The sequence below is a fragment of the Winogradskyella arenosi genome, from assembly GCF_003337305.1.
Classification (GTDB): Bacteria; Bacteroidota; Bacteroidia; order Flavobacteriales; family Flavobacteriaceae; genus Winogradskyella; species Winogradskyella arenosi.
This window is the reverse complement of sequence record NZ_QPJO01000004.1, coordinates 242260-262638: the sequence shown is the minus strand read 5'-3', so window position 1 is coordinate 262638 and position 20379 is coordinate 242260. Positions and strand designations below refer to the sequence as shown.

Below are 20379 nucleotides of genomic sequence, written 5' to 3'. Positions count from 1 at the left end.
TCAGTCTTACAAATTGCAAGCGTTTTTAGCACGAATAAAATCGGTGATAAGATAGGTAATTAATTTTCCAACCTGGGTTTCATTAGATGGAGTAGGTGCTGCTTCACAAATATGGAGATAGGCCGCGTTTTTATGCGAGCCAAAATAATGTATAAATTGTCTTGCTTTTTCACTGTTAAAACCACTAGGAGTCATTGCGCTACTTGGCACGTGCCTTATGGCATCACAATCCATTTCAATTCCAAATGGTCTGTCATTAATATGATCTGCTGCCGATTTTAATTCTGAACTGTAGTCCAGTTCTTGTCTTACGGCAATGGCTTCATAAGTGTTATATTTTATAGATTTCACTTTTTTAAGCCTACTCAGTAAATTTTGAGAGGTATAATTTTCATGCAATCCAAAGATGAAATAATACTTTAAAAACCCTTCAGCATAGGCATAACTAAAACCATTACCACTATGTCTGCCTTCATCGGATCTAAAGTCGGAATGCGCATCAAAATTAATCACATTCATACGTTGTTTATAAGCTAATGCGGCGCCTTTAATATTACCATAAGCGTTATTATGGCCGCCACCAATAATAATTGGGATTTTGCCGGCTTCTAGTATGGCAGTAACCAAATGTGTTACATCACGATCTATAGTTTCTACAAAATGGCGCACTTTGGCAAGTTGTTTTTTTTTGCTTAAATCTAGATTTAATAACGCTTTACGTTCTTCAGGGTATTCTAATTGGCCTAAGACTAAAACCCGGTTAGGGTTGGTAAAGGTATTACTCTGAATATTTAATAAAACTTTTAATGTAGCATCCCAAGCCTTATAAGTTCCTGTTTTACCGTGGTTTGCCGCAACACCTATATCTTCGCTAATACCAAAAATAACATAGTCAACATCTAAACGCGCAATATCATCGTATATCTTTGTGAGGTTGGGTATTAACTGAATCTGTTCACCAAATTTTGTTTCCCCTTTTCGTTTATTTAAAAGCTGTTCTTTTTCTTTTTCAGTAAATAAAGTTAGCTGCTGCATTTAAATGAAATATTATTTTAATTTAGTTAAATGTACATTTTTATTTAATTACTTTGACCTTAAATATCATTAAAAACAACAATTAAAGAATACTCAAAAACTAAACAAATTATGGAAGGATCTCAAAAATCGAATTCAGGATTAAAGGTAGGATTAGTAATACTCTTGGTATTATTCTTAGTCACTGCGTTTTACACCTCAAAACTGTATAGCGAAAAACAAGAAAATGAGAAATTACTGATGAGCGAAAAGCAACAAGTAATGAATGATCTTAATAATATGGCTAAGGATTATGATGAAGCCATTGCTGAGAGTGAATTAAAAAATCAAGATTTAGTAGCAGCCAGAGATCGTATTCAAGGATTAATGGATTCGCTAAAAGTGTCTCAGAATAGTGTGGGAAGCTTATGGAACTACAAAAAGAAGTACTTAGCCTTACAAGAAGAAATGGACGTCTTACTGGTTGAAAACGACCGTTTAAAAGGTGAAAATCAATATTTAGCATCATCATTAGACAGTACGCAAACACAATTGGCAGAACGTACCATGTTTACCGATTCTTTATTGGTGCAAAACACTCAGTTATCTACGGTAGTTAAAGATGCAGCAGCTTTACAGACTGTTGGTTTGGTAGGAATGGGCGTTATAGAACGTAATAATGGAAAGCAGATTCCAACAGAACGTGCAAGACGAAGTGATAAACTTAAAATTTGTTTTACCGTTGCTAAGAATACCTTAACGGAAAGCGGTGACAAGGAATTATATGTACAGGTTATTGATCCTAGTAATAATGTATTAGGAAGCAACGCACAAGTAGAATTTGACGAACAGGTTTTAAACTACAGTTTAATTAGCCGTTTTAATTACGAGAATAGAAACTTAAATATCTGTGAATATATAGATGAATTAGAAGATTCTAAATTTGAAGAAGGACGTTACACGGTGAATGTCTTTAACGATAAAGCGTTAATTTCAAGTTCAGAATTTGAATTAAGATAAGCCTGAATAAAAGCTAAAAAGAAAAAATCCAGAAGTTTAAGACTTCTGGATTTTTTTATTTTAACAATTGCCCATTAATAATAACATGCGCAATAGGATCGTGAGCAAAAGCATATGGAATTTCACTGTAGTGTTTCATGGGTTTGGTAATAATAATATTAGCCTTTTTTCCTCGTGTAATACTTCCGTACATACTGCTAATTCCCATAGCATAAGCCCCATTAATGGTAGCTGCATTGATGGCTTCTTCTGGAGTCATTTTTAGTTTGACGCAAGCCGCACTAACAATAAAGTTCATATTTCCACTTGGTGAAGACCCCGGATTATAATCTGTAGCAATAGCTAAGGGTAAACCTGCATCGATAATATCTCTTGCTTTGGTATAATTCATACTTAAAAAGTAAGAGCAGCCTGGTAGGGCAACCGGAATGGTATCTCCTGTTTTTAAGGCTTCAATATCTTCAGAGCTGAGTTCTTCAAGGTGGTCTACCGATAAGGCATTGTGTTTTACTCCTAAAGCAATTCCGCCGAGAATATTAAACTGATTTACATGAATTTTTGGCCTAAGGTTATACGCTTGGCCAGCCTTTAAAATGGTTTCTGTATCCTCAATATCAAAATAGCCCTTTTCACAAAACACATCAATAAAGTGTGTGATATTTAAAGCCGCCGCTTGCGGAATCAGTTCTTCCGTGATAAGCTTAATGTAGGCTTCTTTATTGGTTTTATAGTCTTTAGGAATGGCATGAGCCGCTAAGAGTGTAGGGATGATGGTGGCTAAACTCTCTTGTTTAAGTCGTTTTATTACCCGTAGCATTTTAAGTTCGGCCTCTACCGTAAGCCCGTAGCCTGTTTTAACTTCAACCGCACCAGTTCCCATAGCGATAAGTTCATTCAATCGTTTTAAAGATTGCTCAAACAATTCTTCTTCCGACGTTTCCTGAAGTTTTTTGGCTGAATTTAAAATTCCACCACCTTTATTAGAGATTTCTTCATAAGAAAGGCCATTGATTCGATCGACAAATTCCGAAGTTCTATCCCCAGCATAAACCAGATGGGTGTGAGAGTCGCACCAAGAAGGTAAAACAATCTGCCCCGTGGCATCTATAATTTTTTCAGCATGGATTCCTTCACAATCTTCCATAACACCATATTCTATAATGGTATCATCTACAATGTAGAGATACGCATTTTCTAAGACAGGAAGGGTTTTCATATCGCTTCCTTTAACGATCGTGGTGTTATGTTCATGTACCTGAACGAGTTGTTGAATGTTTTTTATTAATATAGACATGCTTATTAGTATTTGGTAAACGTATTAGTTTGAATAAAAAAACGCTAGGTATAGAGGTCTAGCGTTTTTTTTGATTTATTTGAACATTGTAATTTTACTTTTTTATAAACTTTAAAAGGCCTTTGTTATTAGGGCTTAACACTTTAAAAGACTTAGACGATGAACACGGAACACATGCTGTAGGCCTAAGCTTCAAACTTTAAGTACAGCTTCTGTAAAAGTATTGTTGTAAAAGAACATAGGGTAGAGGAGGATTCCTCTTGTTACTATGTGGTTTACATTTTCAATATCTAAAAAAACTGTGCCCTCCACGCGTTATTTTAAAGCTTATAAAACTGCTATTCCAAAAGTACAAGGTATAAGATGTCTACGAATATAGTCATAAATTATAATTGTAGCCTTGAGGTCTTATGGAAAGCGCCTTACAAGTTACTTTAAGCTACCCACCATATTTTCTGGCTTCACCCATTCGTCATAATCTTCAGCAGAAACATAACCTAAATTCACTGCTTCTTCTTTTAAAGTGGTGCCGTTTTTATGGGCTGTATTTGCAATTTCAGCCGCTTTGTAATAACCAATTTTAGTATTTAAAGCCGTTACAAGCATTAAAGAATTGTTTAATAATTCTTTTATAACTTGGTGATTAGGCTCAATACCACTTGCACAGTGCTCTTCAAAGCTTACACAAGCATCACCAATTAATTGTGCTGATTGTAGAAAGTTAGCTGCCATTACAGGTTTAAAGACATTCAATTCATAGTGTCCTTGTGTCCCTCCAACAGAAATAGCCACATCATTACCTAAAACCTGTGCACAAACCATAGTTAAGGCTTCACACTGCGTAGGGTTTACTTTTCCTGGCATAATAGAACTTCCTGGTTCATTCGCTGGGATAATAATTTCACCAATACCAGAACGTGGTCCTGAGGCCATCATTCTAATATCATTAGCAATTTTATTTAAAGATACCGCCAATTGCTTTAAAGCGCCATGGGTTTCTACTATAGCATCGTGTGCCGCTAAGGCTTCAAATTTATTTTCAGCAGTAACAAAAGGTAAGTTTGTAAATTGAGCAATGTATTTAGCCACAAGAACGTCATAACCTTCTGGAGTGTTTAATCCGGTTCCTACAGCGGTTCCTCCTAAAGCTAATTCGCTTAAGTGTGGTAAGGTATTTTCTAAAGCTTTTAAGCCGTGATCTAATTGCGATACATACCCTGAAAACTCTTGTCCTAAGGTAAGCGGTGTCGCATCCATAAGGTGCGTACGTCCAATTTTAACGACTGCCTTAAATTCTTGAGATTTTTTATGAAGTGTATTACGTAACTGAATAACCCCTGGAATGGTGGTTTCTACAATTTTCTTGTAAGCCGCAATATGCATTCCTGTTGGAAACGTATCGTTAGACGATTGCGATTTATTAACGTCGTCATTAGGTTGAATAGTTTTTTCGCCCTCACCAATAGTTTTACCAGCAATTTGGTGCGCTCTGTTGGCCACAACTTCATTCACATTCATGTTACTCTGGGTTCCAGAACCGGTTTGCCAAATGACTAATGGAAATTGATCATCGTGCTGTCCTTCTAAGATTTCATCACAAACCTTTGCGATTAAATCACGTTTTTCTTTAGACATCACTTCCAATTCACAATTGGTATACGCTGCTGCTTTTTTTAAATATGCAAAACCATAAACAATTTCTAAAGGCATTGAGGCTGTTGCACCAATTTTAAAGTTATTACGAGAACGTTCAGTTTGTGCTCCCCAAAGTTTATCGGCAGGTACTTTTACCTCCCCCATGGTGTCTTTTTCTATTCGGTAATTCATGTTGATATATGTATTTATTGCTTTACAAATTTAAATATTTTAAGGGTCTAAACGGGTATTCTATAGGTTTTATTTAAACAGTTTTTAGATAAAATGGTTAAAAAGTTTTACGCCACATTCTCCTAAAACTAAAGCCGTAATTAAAGCTGATAAATATCATTTTTCTTTAAATATTTTATTTTAAAGTTAAGACGGCGCTTAATCTTATGTCTTCTGAAAAAGTAAGTATTTAATTACATTTTTTTTGAATAGGCGTCAGTCTAAAACTCTAGTTCAAAATATATATGCTATTTTAGCTTGGTCTAGTACTTTTTACTAATCGCGAAATTATAGTTATATGTCAGACCGTCAAGAACTCATTAATAAGCTTATAGAGAAGTTAGAACTTTTGTTTGAAAGGCAAGCCGAGTTTACTTCAGAAATAAACAATTTAAAGGAAGAATTGTATCGCTTACAATCTGAATTTCCTGAGGCTAATGCTGAAGATGATGGACTGAAGGTTGAAACTCCAGTGGTTGAAAAAGTTGAAACTATTGAAAAGGTTGAAATTACTGCGGAAGAACCCGTATTGCAAAATTTAACGCCGGTAGAAGCTTCAACGCCTCCGGTTAGTTCTGAGCATGAAACGCCTCAAGACCGGTCTGAAGATTTAGAATCAAAGCGTAAAAGCAGACCTAACAAATTTCGTTTAGAATCCTTTATCGGGGAAAATCTCCTAAATAAAATAGGGATACTTATTACCGTAATAGGGGTGGCTATTGGAGCAAAATATTCTATTGAAAACAATCTTATAAGTCCTAGTACACGTATTATTTTGGGTTATCTTATGGCCATTGGACTTTTAGGGTTTGGTATAAAACTGAAAGCAAAATTTGCAGCGTTTAGTGCCGTTTTAGTCAGTGGCGCTATGGTTATTTTGTATTTTATAACCTTTTTTGCCTATAGTTTTTACGACCTAATTTCACAAGGTGTCACGTTTGCGCTGATGGTCATATTTACGCTCTTTACCGTCGTTGCTGCCATTAATTACAACAAGCAAATTATTGCTCATTTGGGCTTGGTAGGAGCTTATGCAGTACCTTTTTTACTCAGTGATGGTTCAGGACGCATAAGTGCGCTGTTGAGTTATATGGTGATTATCAACTTGGGCATCGTAGTGCTTTCCTTTAAAAAGTATTGGAAATCCTTATACTTATCGGCCTTTGTATGTACTTGGTTAATTTATGCGGCTTGCTATTTTGTAGAAATGCCTTTTGAAGACCAATTGCTTTTGGGGCTCAGTTTTCCGACCATATTTTTTCTCATCTTTTATGTAACGTTCTTAGCTTTTAAAATGCTTAAAACAGAAGTTTTACACAGCAGTGATGTGGTGTTATTATTGCTTAACTCGTTTTTATTCTATGGCTTTGGGTATATGATTTTAGAAGCGGATCCGGTAGGACAAGAGTTATTAGGTGTTTTTAGTCTTGTTAATGCCTTAATTCATTTTATAGTGAGTTATATTTTATTCAAGAAAAACTTAGGTTCTAAGAATCTATTCTATTTAGCCTCTGCTATGGTATTGGTGTTTATAACCATCACCATTCCTGTACAATTAAATGGAAATTGGGTCACCTTGCTATGGGTTACAGAAGCGGCCTTATTATTTTGGTTGGGGAGAACCAAAAGCATTCCCGTTTACGAGAAACTCGCATTCCCATTAATCTTATTAGCCTTTTTAAGTTTAATTGAAGATTGGTCTGTGGGGTATAGTGGTTTGGGAGAACATGCTGTTCTACCTTTTATATTTAATCTTTATTTTTTAACCTCGGTATTATTTATAGCCGCTTTTGGGAGTATGGTTTGGCTATCTAGAAATCCGGCATATCCTTCAACGTTAAAAACCGATTCAATTTGGATAGTTGTCTTTAAATATGGCTTGTCTTGTCTGTTGTTGTTTACCATTTACTATGCCTTTAGATTAGAAATTGCCTCGTATTGGAATCAGTTATTAGATCGTACAAAATTAACGTTGGATGCTGAAAATATCTATAGCACTACTTTTTATAATTACGATTTAATGACCTTTAAGACCCTATGGGTGCTAAATTATTCCTTAGGTTTTGTGGCCGTGTTAGCCTTAGTAAACCTTAAAGTCATAAAAAATGAAATGCTTCAAAAAGTGGTCATTGGCTTGTCTGTCATTAGCATTTTTACCTTTTTAACGCAAGGATTATACGCCCTAAGTGAGTTAAGAACAAGTTATTTAGAGCCTTCAGAATATTTTATAAGTACAACCTTTAATTTATGGCTGCGTTATATCTGTTATTTATTTTTAGCTATAGTGTTATGGACTGGTACTAAAAGTGTAAAGGGCTATAGATCAGATAAAATTGTCAATATGATTTACGATTTGGTGTTGCATATCGCCCTTTTATGGTGTCTAAGCAGTGAGCTTATTCATTGGATGGATGTCATGGAATCAGAACAATCCTATAAATTAGGACTTAGTATTTTGTGGGGCTTATATTCCTTTGTGTTAATTGTCTTCGGACTTTGGAAAGATAAAGTTTACTTAAGAATAGGAGGTATAGGCCTGTTTGCCCTTACCTTATTAAAGTTGTTTTTCTACGATATTTCACATCTCAATACCATTTCTAAAACGATTGTGTTTGTCTCCTTAGGGCTACTATTGCTTATCGTCTCATTTTTGTATAATAAATATAAAAGCCGCATTTCTCATGACAATAAAGACCAATTATCTATTTAGTATTCTGCTGATGTTCAGCCTGGGTTGTTTTGCGCAAATGGATACCTATCAGTATGAACGAGCACTTACAGGTATAGAAGATGAGTGGCATAACATTATCATTCCGTCTAAGGTTTTTGAGAATTTACAACCAGACCTGTCAGATTTAAGAATTTATGGACTAACCTCTACTAATGATACTATTGTAGCACCGTACCTCTTAGAAACTCTTTCGGACCAAGTGGTACAGCACAAGATTCCGTTTAAAATTATTAATCGTAGTAAAGGCGCGGAAGGGTTTTATTACACCTTTCAGGTTCCAACGGAGACTTCAATTAATGCGATTGATCTTGATTTTAAAGTCGCTAATTTCGATTGGAATGTAAGTCTACAAGGGAGCCAAGATCAACAAGAATGGTTTACGATTTTAGTGGATTACCGTATTCTTTCAATCCAAAATAATATTACAAATTATAGCTTTAGTCAATTGCGATTTCCAGAGGCTAATTACACCTATCTAAGGCTTTTGGTAAAAACGAAGGAAACTCCGCAATTAAAAGGGGCACACCTTAATAAGGTTGAAGTTAATAAAGGTACGATTTTAAATTTTCCTATTCGTTCTATGTTTCAAAACACGGATCGCGGTACCAAAATCACGGAAGTTGATGTTGTTTTAGAAGAAACCGTACCGGTCTCTGAGCTTCATATAGAAGTTGAAAATACTTATGATTTTTACCGTGCGCTTAAAATTGAATACCGCAGCGATAGTTTAAACACTGAAAAGGGGTGGACCTACCAATATTCAACCTTAACAAAAGGGGTTCTACATTCTTTAGAACCGCAAAGATTTAGTTTTAAAAGCACGCTAGCAAAGCACCTAAAAGTAACACTGTATAATAAGGACAATGAACCTTTGAGTTTAGGGAAAATTAAAGTTTATGGACCGCAACATCAATTATTAGCACGTTTTTCTCAGCCAGCAGCATATCGTTTAGTCTATGGGAAAGCTTCAGCAAAGCTGCCGAGCTATGATATTGCGAGGTTTAAATCTAAGGTGCCTAAAGATTTAAAAGCACTACATGTTGGAGATGAAGTAAGCTTACAAAAACAAAAATCACCTGAAGCAAGGCCTTTATTTCAAAATAAATATTGGCTATGGGGTATTATTGGAGTCATTATCTTAATTCTTGGCGGATTTACGCTAAGTATGATGAAGAAGCGTTAAAGCAGCACGATCTTAATTGACAATTTTACCATCTACCATGGTGAGTTTACGATCGGCCATTTCAGCTAACTCTTGATTATGAGTTACCAAAACAAAGGTTTGGTTAAACTCATCACGGAGCTTAAAAAATAAATTATGAAGTTGTTCTGCGGATTCACTATCTAGATTTCCAGAAGGCTCATCGGCAAAAATAATATTAGGATTATTAATTAGGGCTCTGGCAACCGCCACACGTTGTTGTTCCCCTCCAGACATGCTATTAGGTTTGTGGTGAATACGTGCACTGAGGCCTAAATACTCTAACAATTCCTTAGCGCGCTTTTCAGCTTCTGCTTTTGGAGTATTGTGAATAAAGGCGGGAATACAAACATTCTCTAAGGCCGTAAATTCAGGTAATAACTGATGAAACTGAAAAATAAAACCTATATTTTTATTTCTAAACTTAGCCAAAGCTTTATCGTTTAGGGTTTTTATAGATTGGTTGTTAATTATGAGTTCTGTATCGGCTTGATAGTCGGGTTTATCTAAGGTGCCTAATATTTGAAGCAGGGTCGTTTTACCAGCTCCTGAAGCGCCAACAATAGAAATAACTTCGCCTTCTAAAATGGTTAAATCAACACCTTTTAAAACCTGAAGTGTTTTATAGGCTTTTTTAATTTGTTTTGCGGAAATAACGGTTTTGCTCATACGATGTGAAAGTACTACTAAATGTCAGAATCTACAATAGTAGCTTATAGTTTTATCGTAGTCAAGAAAAAATTAAGATATTTAAAGAGACAAAATTTCTAAAGATTTTTGGAACAGTTTTTGAAGTTCTTAATACGAATAAATAATACAGATGAATAAATACAAAAAATTACTAATGGGTATCGTCTTAGATGCTATAGGCTTAGTCTCTTTCATCATTCCTGGAGTAGGGGAGTTTTCAGATATTGTTTGGGCGCCCATTTCTGCTTGGATAATGACCCGCATGTATCAAGGAAAAGCTGGGAAGATTGCAGGTTTCGTAGCCTTAGTAGAAGAAGCTTTACCGGGGCTTGATGTGATACCAAGTTTTACCTTAATGTGGTTTTATAGCTATGTTATAAAAAAACAAACCCCAGAAATTAAAGCCTAAAAAAAAGCACTCCTCGGAGTGCTTTTTTTATAAAGGAACGGCGTTATTAGTTAACATCATAGGTAAATGTAACTTCGGCATCTGTAGCTCCACCAGCATTAGTAATGTCACCAGCACTAACACCATCAGCACTTTTACTTGGCTCATGTCTTAGAGTTACGACTAAGGTATTTCCTGTAGAAGCTGCTCCTGAGTTAAATAAGGTAGAAACTCCAATTGGGTTTCCGTCGCTATCTACATCGTTGTAAGTAAAGCTACTGTCGGTGGCAGAAGTAAACGTATAGAATACTTGGTGGTCATCACCTTCTTCTAAAACTTCTAAAGTAATATCTTCAGCAGGGTTTTCAAGTTCATTTAAAAACTGAACAGCGCCAATATAATCCGTATTAGCAACAAGATCACCTTCCATAGTGTAAATTGGAGCATCAGGGCCATCACCGTCTAAATCTTGACTTTGAAGCACAACTACTTCTCCTGTTGCAGGTGTAAGTTCTAAACGAACTGTTGTGATTAATTCTTCTTCGTTTACAACTTCAGGGGTATCATCATCAGATGAACAAGATACAAGTGCAGATAAACTTAATACAGATAAAAATAGATACTTAATGGTTTTCATGTTTTAATTTTTTTTAATAGTTAAATTGTAGTTGCAACATTACATTTCTTCCTAAGTCATCAGCAAAATAACGAAGGCGGTTTAGGTAAGCTCTATACTTGGTGTCTAATAAATTATTAACGCTAAGGGCAATGTTTAAATTGGTTTTAGCGGACGTCTTTAAAGTCACTTCAGAATAAAGATTTAATAACTGATAAGCACTAGGAGGCGTACTCACATCAACAAGAACGGTTTCTTCTGTTGCTGCAATATAGGTCTCAAAATTATTATCAGGGTATCGGGTTTGTTCAAAATTCCAATCGCTACTTAAGGATGCTGAAAATTGTTTCCAATTTGCGTTGGTATAGGTTATCGTATTTAAGGTTTTAAAACCAGGGATATTAATAAGTGGTTTATCATCTTCAATATTAGTTCCTACGGTGTAAGACGATTTGTTTGAAAACTTAAAATGCTCATTAATATGGTAGTCTGCACTTAAATCTATCCCATATAACTCCGCATCGGTCTGTAAATAACTCCATACTGGAAAAGCACCTCTTATGGTTTGCTCAATTCCTGTGGGTTCTATATACATAAAATTAGCAATTCGGTTGTAAAAGACTTCTGTGGTCAGCTTGAAGGGGGGGCTTGTGTAATTATAACTCGCCGAAACTCTATTAGACGTTTCTTTGGTTAGTCTTAAATCACCCAATTCAATTCTTGCCGCAGAGTGGTGTAAGCCATCACTAAATAATTCTGAAGCGTTAGGAGGTCTGCTTGATAAGCTATAGTTTCCTATAAAACCGTGGTGCTCATTAAGCAGATACTGGAATCCTGCTGAAGCTGAAAAATTATGATAATTAAACACGGGGTTGGCTAACAATTGCGTACCCGAATCGATATAATCAATAATAATATCAGAGAAATCCTCATCATACCCGCGTTCTTCCCAACGTGAGGTGATGTAGTATTTCTTAGCATCAATACGATTGTAGTCGTAGCGAAATCCTAAATCTACAGTTAAATTAGTGTTTAAGCGCTGCTCTGCTGTGGTGTAAATACCAAAATCATATTTATCGTAATCCGGAATTAGGCGTCGTATGCCAGTATCGGGATCTGGAAAATTATTTTGGTAGCGGCCCATCAGTCCAAACTTTACTTTTGTCTTAGAAAACGCATCTAAAATCACGTCTGTCATTACGGTATGTGTATTCAATTCTAAATCTAAAGCGGGCTTATACTTGTCGTCACCCACACGAATATCGTACTCATAGCGTTGATTGTTTTGATAATCGTATTGTACATTAACTTTACCAAAATTTGTAAAACGTTTGTAATACATAGCTTTAAAAAGCTGATGGGTTACATCTTGTTTTGGTGCGTTAATGTCGTAACTAAAATCTTCAATCACTAAAGGTTCTCTACTATTAATAGCGGTTACCAAATCTTGGATACTACCAATATGAGAGGCTTTTAAGATTCCTATTTCATTATTTAAATAGCTGTAAAAGATTTCAAAACCCGATTCAAAATTATGTTTTCCGCCACGGAAAGAAAAACCTTTAGACTTAGCGCCCGTGTTGGTTAAATTATAATCAGGAGTTTCAAAATCACCGTTTTGCTTAAGGGAGCCTTGCACAGCGGCAAACCAACCTTTAGCGGTGTATTTATTTAATTTGGTACTTAAGGAATAGCCTCTTCCATTGCTTTGTCCGGTTACTGTTGTTTTTCCGAATAAAGTATCTTCTAAAAATACCCGCTCTGGATTAACAACCACCACACCACCAATAGCATCGCCGCCATAAGCCAAAGCTCCGGCGCCTTTAATAACAGAAATTTGAGACGCTACATTAACATCGATATTAGGAGCGTGTTCAATTCCCCAATCTTGGTCTTGTAGCCTAACATTATTATTTAGCATAATAAGTCGGCTACTATGCAATCCGTTAATCATAGGTTTAACAATTGCACTTCCTGTAGAAATTGAAGAGACACCAGCCACTTCTTTTAACGCATCTCCAATACTCAAAGCGGCATACTTTTTTAGGGTTTGCTCTTTTAATACGGTTTCTTGCGCTGTAGTGGTTTCCTTTTTATCCACATGAGCAACCACTGAAACTTCCTTGAGTTCTTCAATATGATGTTCAATTAAAATAGTTTTAAAAGTATCACTATTGATGTTAAAACTCACGGTTTTAGTTTCGCAATTGGCATGCGATATGGTTAATGTTAATGGACCTGCACAAAGATTTTTAATTTTGAATTTCCCGTCTAAGTCAGAGAACGCATACTTATCATTTTCTTTTTGATAAATAGTGGCTGACTCTATAGGGGATCCGTCATGAAAATCTTTTAACTCTCCTAAGAAAATATAACTGCAGTTTTGACTATAACTAAAGCTAGATATAGCGATAACTAGGCCAATAATTAATCGTGTCATTCAAATAGATTTATTAGTGTAATAGAAATTTTACAAATTCTAAATCACTGCGGGTGGCCCCCGATCAAACCTTGATAAATGCTGATAATCTTCAAAAGAAATATAATGTGAAAAATAAGTTTTCTCTGTTATAGCTTCTTCTAATAAGTCATAATTAGAGCTAACAAAGAATTGGATGTTATTAAGTTGAAACTTGTAAAAATCGCAATTGAGGTCCGACTCATGAAAATGGGTTTTTTCATTGCCATCGACCTTACAAACCTTGTGTGAGCGGTGCGAAAACACATGGGTTAATTTTATAGCAGAAGGAAACAATACCGCCAGCACTAGCACAACGGCTAATGGCTTTAATAAGGGCGTAAATATTGTTTTTAAATTCAATCTATAAATCTTTTTAATCCGAATCTACGAAGCATTTTCTTTTCAAATTCCCAGAAGAATTTAAACTGACCAAAGAGCCAACCATAAGAAACTAAAAGGATTTGGTAGAAAATAAGCCCAATGATAAGGAATAAAAACCAATAGAGTATAGGGTTTAAGTTTTCTTTAGTAATTCCCATGGCATAAATAAGGGGACGTCCTACAAATAAGGAAGAACTCCCTGTAATGGCAAAAACCATAAAAACGCGAATCATTTCCCATTTATAATCTAAAATCCATTTTTTTTCTAATTTTTTAAAGATGAATAAAATGAATTTCAGTAAAACGAAGAAAATAGCAATAGCCGCTACAATGCTTATGATAAGGCCATAAGTTTTTAATATACCATTCGCTATTTTGAAGGCCGAATACCCTAAAATAACTAGACCTAAAAAGGGAAATAACAACTGCCAATTGTGTTGTATTTCCCAGTGTTTTTTAAATTTTTCCATATGCATCACTCTCGTGCTGCAAAACTAATAAATAAAGATGTATTTAAAGCTTAAATTCTAGGACTAAACGCAGAGGTCAGTCTTTGCTTATATTTTATTTGAAAGTATAAAAAGTAGTTGTACAATTTATAATTAACCTCGTAGCCGTAGTCTGAATTAACATCGTAATCAATACGAACTTCGTATAAACTCGGATCGTAGTTTTGGGGTTGCATATTTCTTTGGTTCCAACTTTGTACTAAGATAGCGTTTCTAGACTCTAACCATTCTTGAGAGTGGTAGCCCTCTGGTCTTGCGGTTGATAATAACCAAGAATTAAAACCAGGTTCTATAATAATAATCTCATAGTCGTTTTCATCACTACTAATAGACACTGTATCATTGCCAATAAGGCTGTGCTCATTTTCATTATTTATAACGGGGCTCGTGGTATAAGACTTACAACTTGCCACCAAAATAACAACAACAATAAAGGGAAGTAATTTTTTCATAGATAATAAAGGTATTAATTTTTTTTTTGAAGTCCTCGTGTTTTACTTCAGTTTAACACCGTAAAGTAAATGTATTTAAGAGCGCGAAACTAGAGGCAATGCGTAAACTTAGAGTTTAACGAAGGGAGGAAGGCTTATGACTACGTAAAGCGGCATAAAAAAAGCAGCTCTAAGACTAGAACTGCTTTACTTATTTTTTTTGGTCTAATTTTTATTTACCAAACATTCCTCCTAAAAGGCTTCCAATACCTCCAGAACTTTTATCGCTTCCTAAAACCATACCAGCTACATCGTCTACAACGCTACCATCACCATCGGCATCTAATATTTTTTCGAAGAAACTTTGTTCGTTACTCGCGCTACTTCCTCCAAGTAAACCTCCTAAAAGCCCACTGATATCAGATTGAGAACTTACGTTATTCTGATTGGCTTGTTTTCCTAAAATACCCATTAATATAGGTGCTGCCACCTTAAGGATGTTAGAGACCGTATCGGTATCTAAGCCCGATTTAATACCAATCACTTGTTCTACACCTTGTTGTTTACTTCCTAAAACATGGCTAAGAATTTTAGAACCGTCATTTTTAACGCTATCATCTACACCGCCACCAAATAAACCACTAAGGTTATCTAAGATACCACCGTTATGTTGCCCATTTAAAGCACCCATTAGGCTTTCTGCACCTTCTGGAGTAGAGGCATTACGCTCCATCGCCTTCATTAATACGGGTAGCGCCATTGTTAATACGCTGCTTGTTTTATCTTGGTCTGCGCCTGTTGAGCCTGCCACACCACTGATAATATTTTTTCCTAAATCGCTGTTTAATAAGTCTAAAATTCCTGCCATTTTATTTCTGTTTTTTAAGGTTCGTTAAATATGGTTCTTCAAGATACAAAAAAAGTCCCACGTTATGTAGGACTCATTTTATTTGTATTGGTCACATTTTCTAGTGTTTTTTTAAACCTTAGAAGCTGTGTGCCGTCATTTTAAGACAATCAATTAACCAAGAATAGCAATAATTTGTTCTGCTAATTCCGTTCCAATTCTATCTTGAGCTTCATTTGTAGCCGCCCCGGTATGTGGGGTTAAAGATAGCGCTGGGTTCATTAACAATTGAATTTCTGGTTTAGGTTCTTTTTCAAAAACATCTAAAGCTGCTCTTGAAACTTTACCACTCTGAATCGCTTCAACTAAAGCGACTTCATTAACAACACCACCACGGGCAGCATTAGCGATAATGACACCGTCTTTCATTTGTTCAAATTCTTTCTTGTCTATAACGTATTCCTTCTGAGCCGGTACATGTAAGGTTAAGAAATCTGCTTGTTTTAAAACCTCTTCTTTAGAAATGGTTTCAATTTCAAAATTCACTTTTTGACCATCAAAGAAATCCAATTCAAGATTTGCTTTTTCTAAGAAAGGATCAAAAGCAACGACTTTCATACCTGCTCCGATAGCTACTTTAGCGGTAGCTTGACCAATACGTCCAAAGCCCAAAACGCCTAAAGTTTTACCTTTTAATTCTGTTCCTTTAGCGTAAGATTTCTTTAACCCTTTAAAGTTGGCATCACCTTCTAAAGGCATATCGCGGTTAGAGTTATGTAAGTAACGTGCAAGTCCGTAGAAATGTCCGAAAACTAACTCGGCCACAGAGTGCGACGATGCAGCAGGGGTATTAATAACTTTAAGACCTTTGCTACGTGCGTAGTCTACATCAATATTATCCATACCAACACCACCACGACCAATAACTTTTAGGCTAGGGCAGTTGTCAATTAAATCTTTTCTTACCGTTGTAGCACTTCTTACTAATAAAACTGAAATTTCATTTTTATTAATGTAGTTTTCTAATTGTTCTTGTGCAACAGTTGTTGTTATTACTTCATAACCTGCAGCTTCTAAAGCGTTAATTCCACTTTGAGAGACTCCATCGTTTGCTAATACTTTCATGATTTTCTTATTGGTCATTGTTTACAGTAAGCCTGGTTATTTTTAATCTTTTTAGGCGTGTAAAAAAAATGACAGTTATTATTTAATGGCGTTAGGTTAGCCCTTGAATAGCAAGGCGCCCTAAACGATTTTTTTTATTAAGCTTTGCTTTCTAATTCGCTCATAACTTCAACTAAAGCTTTTACGCTATCTAAAGTTAAGGCATTATACATAGAAGCTCTGTATCCTCCAACACTACGGTGTCCGTTAATACCGTTGATTCCTGCTTCTCTTACCATAGCATCAAACGTTTCTTTTAAGTTTTCGTTTTCTAGAGTAAAGGTCGCATTCATAAGAGAACGATCTTCTTTGGCTGCAAATCCTTTAAATAATGGATTTAAGTCAATTTCAGAATAAATAAGACGTGCTTTCTTTTCGTTTTCTTCTTCAATAGCTTTGATTCCTCCTAAGTTCTTTAACCATTCTAAAGTTAACATAGAGACATAAACGGCAAATACAGGAGGCGTATTAAACATACTGCCTTTGCTGATGTGCGTTTTATAGTCCATCATTGATGGAATTTGACGCGATACTTTACCTAAGATCTCTTCTTTAACAACGACCAAAGTTGTTCCTGCAGGTCCCATATTTTTTTGAGCGCCGGCATAGATTAAATCAAATTTAGAAAAGTCTAACTGACGTGAAAAGATATCACTACTCATATCACAGACCAATGGGACTGGTGAGTTAGGGAAGCTTTTCATCTGCGTTCCAAAAATGGTATTGTTAGAGGTGCAGTGAAAATAATCATAGTCTTCAGGAATATCATATCCTTTAGGAATATAATTATAGTTGGCACTTTTAGAAGAAGCAACCTCATAAATATCATCATAAATTTTAGCCTCCTTAATGGCTTTATCTGCCCAGGTTCCGGAGTTTAAATATCCAGCTCTTTTTTCAAGTAGATTTAAAGCTACCATTAAAAATTGTGTGCTTGCGCCACCTTGAAGAAATAAGGCTTTATATCCTTTACCTTCTAGGCCTAACAATTCTAAAGCTAAGGACCTCGCATTCTCCATGACGTCTACAAAAGGTTTGCTACGATGCGAGATTTCTAATAACGATAAACCATCATCAAAGTTTAATACAGCAGCTGCTGCTTGCTCCATTACAGATTTTGGTAATACACATGGTCCTGCGCTAAAATTATGTTTTTTCATGAAAATTATGATTTCATTCCCGATGCTTCGGAAATATGATTTTACTTATTATAGAGTAACAAAGGTGCTAATTAATTGGTTATTTAGTGTTATAGATTTGATAATTTTTACTCTATATTTTTAATAAAAATTCAATAGTGTCTTCGCCGTCCGCATAATCCCAAAGCTGCGGATTTTGTGTTTCTCCGAAGTCTACTATGTTTTCAGTAAAAGAACGCGAAACAACACATTGTATTTTATCGGCGTCGGCCTTTAATTTTTCTTGTAAGGTATTACGGTCTTCATAATATTCATAAAAGAGGGTAGCGATCGGCGAGGCGTAACTTTGGTCTTCTTTTATCATAAGGAAACCGTTCTCTAGCATATCAAACTCACTCATTAAATAAACCGCTTTATTATAATCATAATTATTAGCGTATTTAGATTCGTTAATAATAGGATTCCATTTATAAACGGCCTTAAAAAAGTATTGAAAGTCATAATCTTTAGGTACAAATAACTTAGATACATTTCTGCAACCTAGGCCGTAGTATCTAAAAATATCGTCGGCTAAAGCTTCTAATTCTTCCTGTGTTTCAGTTCCATTTATTACGGCTACAGAATTTCTATTCTTTCTAATAATAGAAGGTTTATCTTTAAAATAGTACTCAAAATAGCGGGCTGTATTATCACTTCCTGTGGCAATAACGGCGTCAAAGTTTTCTAATTTGGCTTCTGTAAAGGTGATGTTACCTTTAAATTCAGGCGCAACGATTTCTAAGTATTTGGCTAAAAAGGGAAGGAGCTGTTTGTCATTTGAAGACTGCTTCACAAGAACCTGATGCCCTGTGATTAGTACGCTCAAAAAATCATGAAAGCCTACTAAAGGAATGTTCCCGGCCATAATAATAGCAACCTTCTGCGGGTTTACACTCTTAAAATCATAGTTTATTAACCATTGTTTCAGGTTGTCTTGGGTTAAGGCCTGAGCCCAATTTTTTAACGTAAAGGCGATATTTGCCTTAGTAAACCAGCCGTTATGCTCTTGGGCGAGTTTTAATTGATGCTTAAAGCCGTCAAAGAATAAATCGTTGGCTTCAACAGTATCCTTTTTTACGCTGTTAATATCTTGAAATTGACTTAAAAATTCGCCTAATTTTACAAAAGCGTTAATTCTATCTTGTAAATCCATAAAGAGTTTGGTTATACGATGTTTTGGCTTTATTTTTGCAAGTGCAAATTTAAGCAAACAATACTAAAAAAATTACTATGGCAATTATTATCACAGACGAATGTATAAATTGTGGTGCGTGTGAGCCAGAATGTCCTAATACAGCTATTTACGAAGGTGCAGATGATTGGCGTTATGCTGATGGCACAAGTTTAGAAGGCAAAGTTGTGTTACCTGACGGTAAAGAAGTGGACGCTGAAGAAACGCAAGAACCTATAAGTGATGAAGTTTATTACATTGCGCCCGATAAATGTACAGAGTGTATGGGATTCCATGAGGAGCCACAATGTGCTGCAGTTTGTCCTGTAGATTGTTGTGTGCCTGATGAAGACCACGTAGAAACAGAAGAAGAATTGTTAGGTAAGCAACGTTTTATGCACCCTGATGGGCATTAAAACGGTCAACCTAATTCTATTTATAAAAAATCCTAGGTCATTTGGCTTAGGATTTTTTGTGTTTTAGGAGCAGATGACTACTGTTTTGCAGGTTTAATTTTGAACTTAAAAAATGGCTTAATTTAGAATGGTCTATCGCTAATGGCTCAATATTTAATTTTATGAGGTTATTTTTTAATTGAGACTGAGCTGTTTTCCGAAAAAGATATTTAAAGTCCTCGAGGTTTACCTGTCCTTTTTGGTTTAAAACTAGAAGGAGATTGTTTTTTTCTTTTTTAATCTCTGCTTTTGAAATAGCGCTCCATAAAATCATTTGTTTAGTGATTTTTTTATGTTCAATACCTAAGTCAGATACAATTAATTGAGGTTTATGATTTAATAAATGATATAAATTGATGACGAGGCTTACAGCACCAAGAATTAAATTTAAATATCCTAATATTATGATGATCAGTAAATCGGAATCTAAACATGAAATTCCGATGATTATGATCATTGAAGAAAAAAGGATGGATTTCATCAACTTTCGTTTAGAACTATAAAATTCTAATTTATTTTCCATTTCGTTTCAAGCGTTATGCAACCGATCCGTTTACTTTAGGTTTAAATTCTAAATTTAGGAAATAAAAGGGAAATATAAAACCTACTATAATTTTTTAAGAGTAGGCGAGAGGGAGTGTTAAATGAGCTTTGTTTTTGGTAAGTGTGTTTTATTCGGCTATTGCTATTTTCCCTGAATTTAAATAATTTTTCCCAAAAAGACCTTTCTGGAACTCTATAGTGATGTGATCTCCTTTCTTTATGTTAGGTAGATCAAATGTTGTAAACTTATTTTCTGTGCGTTCGAAATAGTCGCTTTCTTATAAACGTCTGCATTATTCTAATTGATGTCGACTTTTCGAGCGATAACAAACGAAAAAACAGAACTAAGGAAATGAAAAATATAATTCCGGTTATAATTAGAGTTTCTTTTAGAGTGAAGTTGATGAAATCTCGTTCTA

At 35.3% G+C, this 20379-nt stretch carries 19 protein-coding genes; 5 read left to right on the top strand and 14 right to left on the bottom strand.

The annotated features are described in order from the left end of the window. Positions 1-6 precede the first annotated feature (6 nt). Entirely contained in the window at positions 7-1035 is a 1029-nt protein-coding gene (locus DFQ08_RS12705; RefSeq protein ID WP_114310393.1) for a formimidoylglutamase, read from the bottom strand. A 111-nt stretch (positions 1036-1146) separates the two neighbouring features. Here DFQ08_RS12705 and DFQ08_RS12700 point away from each other — a divergent pair, with 111 nt between their 5' ends. Beyond that, positions 1147-2034 carry a chromosome partitioning protein ParA gene (locus DFQ08_RS12700; RefSeq protein ID WP_114310392.1) on the top strand — a complete coding sequence of 296 codons (888 nt, stop codon included), beginning with the start codon at positions 1147-1149 and terminating at the stop codon, positions 2032-2034. Between the two features lie 55 nt (positions 2035-2089). Here the strand turns inward: DFQ08_RS12700 and hutI are convergent, their stop codons facing one another. After that, positions 2090-3328 carry an imidazolonepropionase gene (gene hutI, locus DFQ08_RS12695; RefSeq protein ID WP_114310391.1) on the bottom strand — a complete coding sequence of 413 codons (1239 nt, stop codon included), beginning with the start codon at positions 3326-3328 and terminating at the stop codon, positions 2090-2092. Positions 3329-3757: 429 nt separating this feature from the next. Continuing rightward, on the bottom strand, positions 3758-5155 hold the full coding sequence (gene fumC / locus DFQ08_RS12690) for a class II fumarate hydratase (protein WP_114310390.1): 1398 nt from the start codon (positions 5153-5155) through the stop codon (positions 3758-3760). Between the two features lie 337 nt (positions 5156-5492). Here fumC and DFQ08_RS12685 point away from each other — a divergent pair, with 337 nt between their 5' ends. Together DFQ08_RS12685 and DFQ08_RS12680 are read left to right on the top strand one after the other, a co-directional pair. After that, on the top strand, positions 5493-7904 hold the full coding sequence (locus DFQ08_RS12685; RefSeq protein ID WP_114310389.1) for a DUF2339 domain-containing protein: 2412 nt from the start codon (positions 5493-5495) through the stop codon (positions 7902-7904). After that, on the top strand, positions 7876-9108 hold the full coding sequence (locus DFQ08_RS12680) for a DUF3999 family protein (protein WP_114310388.1): 1233 nt from the start codon (positions 7876-7878) through the stop codon (positions 9106-9108). The genes DFQ08_RS12685 and DFQ08_RS12680 overlap by 29 nt, the downstream gene beginning before the upstream one ends. A 12-nt stretch (positions 9109-9120) precedes the next feature. Here the strand turns inward: DFQ08_RS12680 and DFQ08_RS12675 are convergent, their stop codons facing one another. After that, complete coding sequence (locus tag DFQ08_RS12675; protein WP_114310387.1) at positions 9121-9795, bottom strand: ABC transporter ATP-binding protein; 675 nt, start codon at positions 9793-9795, stop codon at positions 9121-9123. Positions 9796-9946: 151 nt separating this feature from the next. On the opposite strand from DFQ08_RS12675, the gene DFQ08_RS12670 reads away from it, so the two are divergent. Continuing rightward, on the top strand, positions 9947-10225 hold the full coding sequence (locus tag DFQ08_RS12670; RefSeq protein ID WP_114310386.1) for a hypothetical protein: 279 nt from the start codon (positions 9947-9949) through the stop codon (positions 10223-10225). Positions 10226-10271: 46 nt separating this feature from the next. Here the strand turns inward: DFQ08_RS12670 and DFQ08_RS12665 are convergent, their stop codons facing one another. The 9 genes from DFQ08_RS12665 to DFQ08_RS12625 form a co-directional block, all read right to left on the bottom strand. Then, on the bottom strand, positions 10272-10841 hold the full coding sequence (locus tag DFQ08_RS12665; RefSeq protein ID WP_114310385.1) for a type 1 periplasmic binding fold superfamily protein: 570 nt from the start codon (positions 10839-10841) through the stop codon (positions 10272-10274). A 13-nt stretch (positions 10842-10854) separates the two neighbouring features. Next, positions 10855-13260 carry a TonB-dependent receptor gene (locus DFQ08_RS12660; protein WP_114310384.1) on the bottom strand — a complete coding sequence of 802 codons (2406 nt, stop codon included), beginning with the start codon at positions 13258-13260 and terminating at the stop codon, positions 10855-10857. Positions 13261-13299: 39 nt separating this feature from the next. After that, positions 13300-13641: a hypothetical protein gene (locus DFQ08_RS12655; protein WP_114310383.1), complete on the bottom strand. Its 342-nt coding sequence runs from the start codon at positions 13639-13641 to the stop codon at positions 13300-13302. Beyond that, positions 13638-14132 carry a DUF6787 family protein gene (locus DFQ08_RS12650; RefSeq protein ID WP_114310382.1) on the bottom strand — a complete coding sequence of 165 codons (495 nt, stop codon included), beginning with the start codon at positions 14130-14132 and terminating at the stop codon, positions 13638-13640. The genes DFQ08_RS12655 and DFQ08_RS12650 overlap by 4 nt, the downstream gene beginning before the upstream one ends. Before the next feature lie 50 nt (positions 14133-14182). Beyond that, the gene (locus tag DFQ08_RS12645) at positions 14183-14623 is read right to left on the bottom strand and encodes a DUF6146 family protein (RefSeq protein WP_114310381.1); all 441 of its coding nucleotides are present in this window, start codon (positions 14621-14623) and stop codon (positions 14183-14185) included. A gap of 211 nt (positions 14624-14834) precedes the next feature. Continuing rightward, on the bottom strand, positions 14835-15470 hold the full coding sequence (locus DFQ08_RS12640) for a DUF937 domain-containing protein (protein WP_114310380.1): 636 nt from the start codon (positions 15468-15470) through the stop codon (positions 14835-14837). A 153-nt stretch (positions 15471-15623) separates the two neighbouring features. Next, positions 15624-16574 carry a D-2-hydroxyacid dehydrogenase gene (locus DFQ08_RS12635; protein ID WP_114310516.1) on the bottom strand — a complete coding sequence of 317 codons (951 nt, stop codon included), beginning with the start codon at positions 16572-16574 and terminating at the stop codon, positions 15624-15626. Positions 16575-16711: 137 nt separating this feature from the next. Continuing rightward, a complete protein-coding gene (gene serC, locus DFQ08_RS12630; protein ID WP_114310379.1) occupies positions 16712-17773 on the bottom strand; it encodes a 3-phosphoserine/phosphohydroxythreonine transaminase in 1062 nt (353 codons plus the stop codon). A 112-nt stretch (positions 17774-17885) separates the two neighbouring features. Beyond that, positions 17886-18944, bottom strand: coding sequence for an acyl-CoA reductase (locus tag DFQ08_RS12625; protein WP_114310515.1), 1059 nt, complete (start codon positions 18942-18944; stop codon positions 17886-17888). A 77-nt stretch (positions 18945-19021) separates the two neighbouring features. Here DFQ08_RS12625 and DFQ08_RS12620 point away from each other — a divergent pair, with 77 nt between their 5' ends. Then, a complete protein-coding gene (locus DFQ08_RS12620) occupies positions 19022-19378 on the top strand; it encodes a 4Fe-4S dicluster domain-containing protein (protein WP_114310378.1) in 357 nt (118 codons plus the stop codon). 46 nt (positions 19379-19424) lie between these two features. Here the strand turns inward: DFQ08_RS12620 and DFQ08_RS12615 are convergent, their stop codons facing one another. Continuing rightward, complete coding sequence (locus DFQ08_RS12615; RefSeq protein WP_147269476.1) at positions 19425-19940, bottom strand: hypothetical protein; 516 nt, start codon at positions 19938-19940, stop codon at positions 19425-19427. Positions 19941-20379 lie beyond the last annotated feature (439 nt).

Bases quoted from the DNA above. Each gene is read 5' to 3' on its own strand.
- DFQ08_RS12700 (WP_114310392.1), top strand. From the start codon at position 1,147: ATGGAAGGATCTCAAAAATCGAATTCAGGATTAAAGGTAGGATTAGTA.
- DFQ08_RS12705 (WP_114310393.1), bottom strand. From the start codon at position 1,035: ATGCAGCAGCTAACTTTATTTACTGAAAAAGAAAAAGAACAGCTTTTA.
- DFQ08_RS12625 (WP_114310515.1), bottom strand. From the start codon at position 18,944: ATGGATTTACAAGATAGAATTAACGCTTTTGTAAAATTAGGCGAATTT.
- DFQ08_RS12650 (WP_114310382.1), bottom strand. From the start codon at position 14,132: ATGGAAAAATTTAAAAAACACTGGGAAATACAACACAATTGGCAGTTG.
- DFQ08_RS12665 (WP_114310385.1), bottom strand. From the start codon at position 10,841: ATGAAAACCATTAAGTATCTATTTTTATCTGTATTAAGTTTATCTGCA.
- DFQ08_RS12660 (WP_114310384.1), bottom strand. From the start codon at position 13,260: ATGACACGATTAATTATTGGCCTAGTTATCGCTATATCTAGCTTTAGT.
- DFQ08_RS12640 (WP_114310380.1), bottom strand. From the start codon at position 15,470: ATGGCAGGAATTTTAGACTTATTAAACAGCGATTTAGGAAAAAATATT.
- serC (WP_114310379.1), bottom strand. From the start codon at position 17,773: ATGAAAAAACATAATTTTAGCGCAGGACCATGTGTATTACCAAAATCT.
- DFQ08_RS12615 (WP_147269476.1), bottom strand. From the start codon at position 19,940: ATGGAAAATAAATTAGAATTTTATAGTTCTAAACGAAAGTTGATGAAA.
- DFQ08_RS12675 (WP_114310387.1), bottom strand. From the start codon at position 9,795: ATGAGCAAAACCGTTATTTCCGCAAAACAAATTAAAAAAGCCTATAAA.
- DFQ08_RS12645 (WP_114310381.1), bottom strand. From the start codon at position 14,623: ATGAAAAAATTACTTCCCTTTATTGTTGTTGTTATTTTGGTGGCAAGT.
- DFQ08_RS12685 (WP_114310389.1), top strand. From the start codon at position 5,493: ATGTCAGACCGTCAAGAACTCATTAATAAGCTTATAGAGAAGTTAGAA.
- DFQ08_RS12620 (WP_114310378.1), top strand. From the start codon at position 19,022: ATGGCAATTATTATCACAGACGAATGTATAAATTGTGGTGCGTGTGAG.
- DFQ08_RS12680 (WP_114310388.1), top strand. From the start codon at position 7,876: ATGACAATAAAGACCAATTATCTATTTAGTATTCTGCTGATGTTCAGC.
- DFQ08_RS12670 (WP_114310386.1), top strand. From the start codon at position 9,947: ATGAATAAATACAAAAAATTACTAATGGGTATCGTCTTAGATGCTATA.
- hutI (WP_114310391.1), bottom strand. From the start codon at position 3,328: ATGTCTATATTAATAAAAAACATTCAACAACTCGTTCAGGTACATGAA.
- fumC (WP_114310390.1), bottom strand. From the start codon at position 5,155: ATGAATTACCGAATAGAAAAAGACACCATGGGGGAGGTAAAAGTACCT.
- DFQ08_RS12635 (WP_114310516.1), bottom strand. From the start codon at position 16,574: ATGAAAGTATTAGCAAACGATGGAGTCTCTCAAAGTGGAATTAACGCT.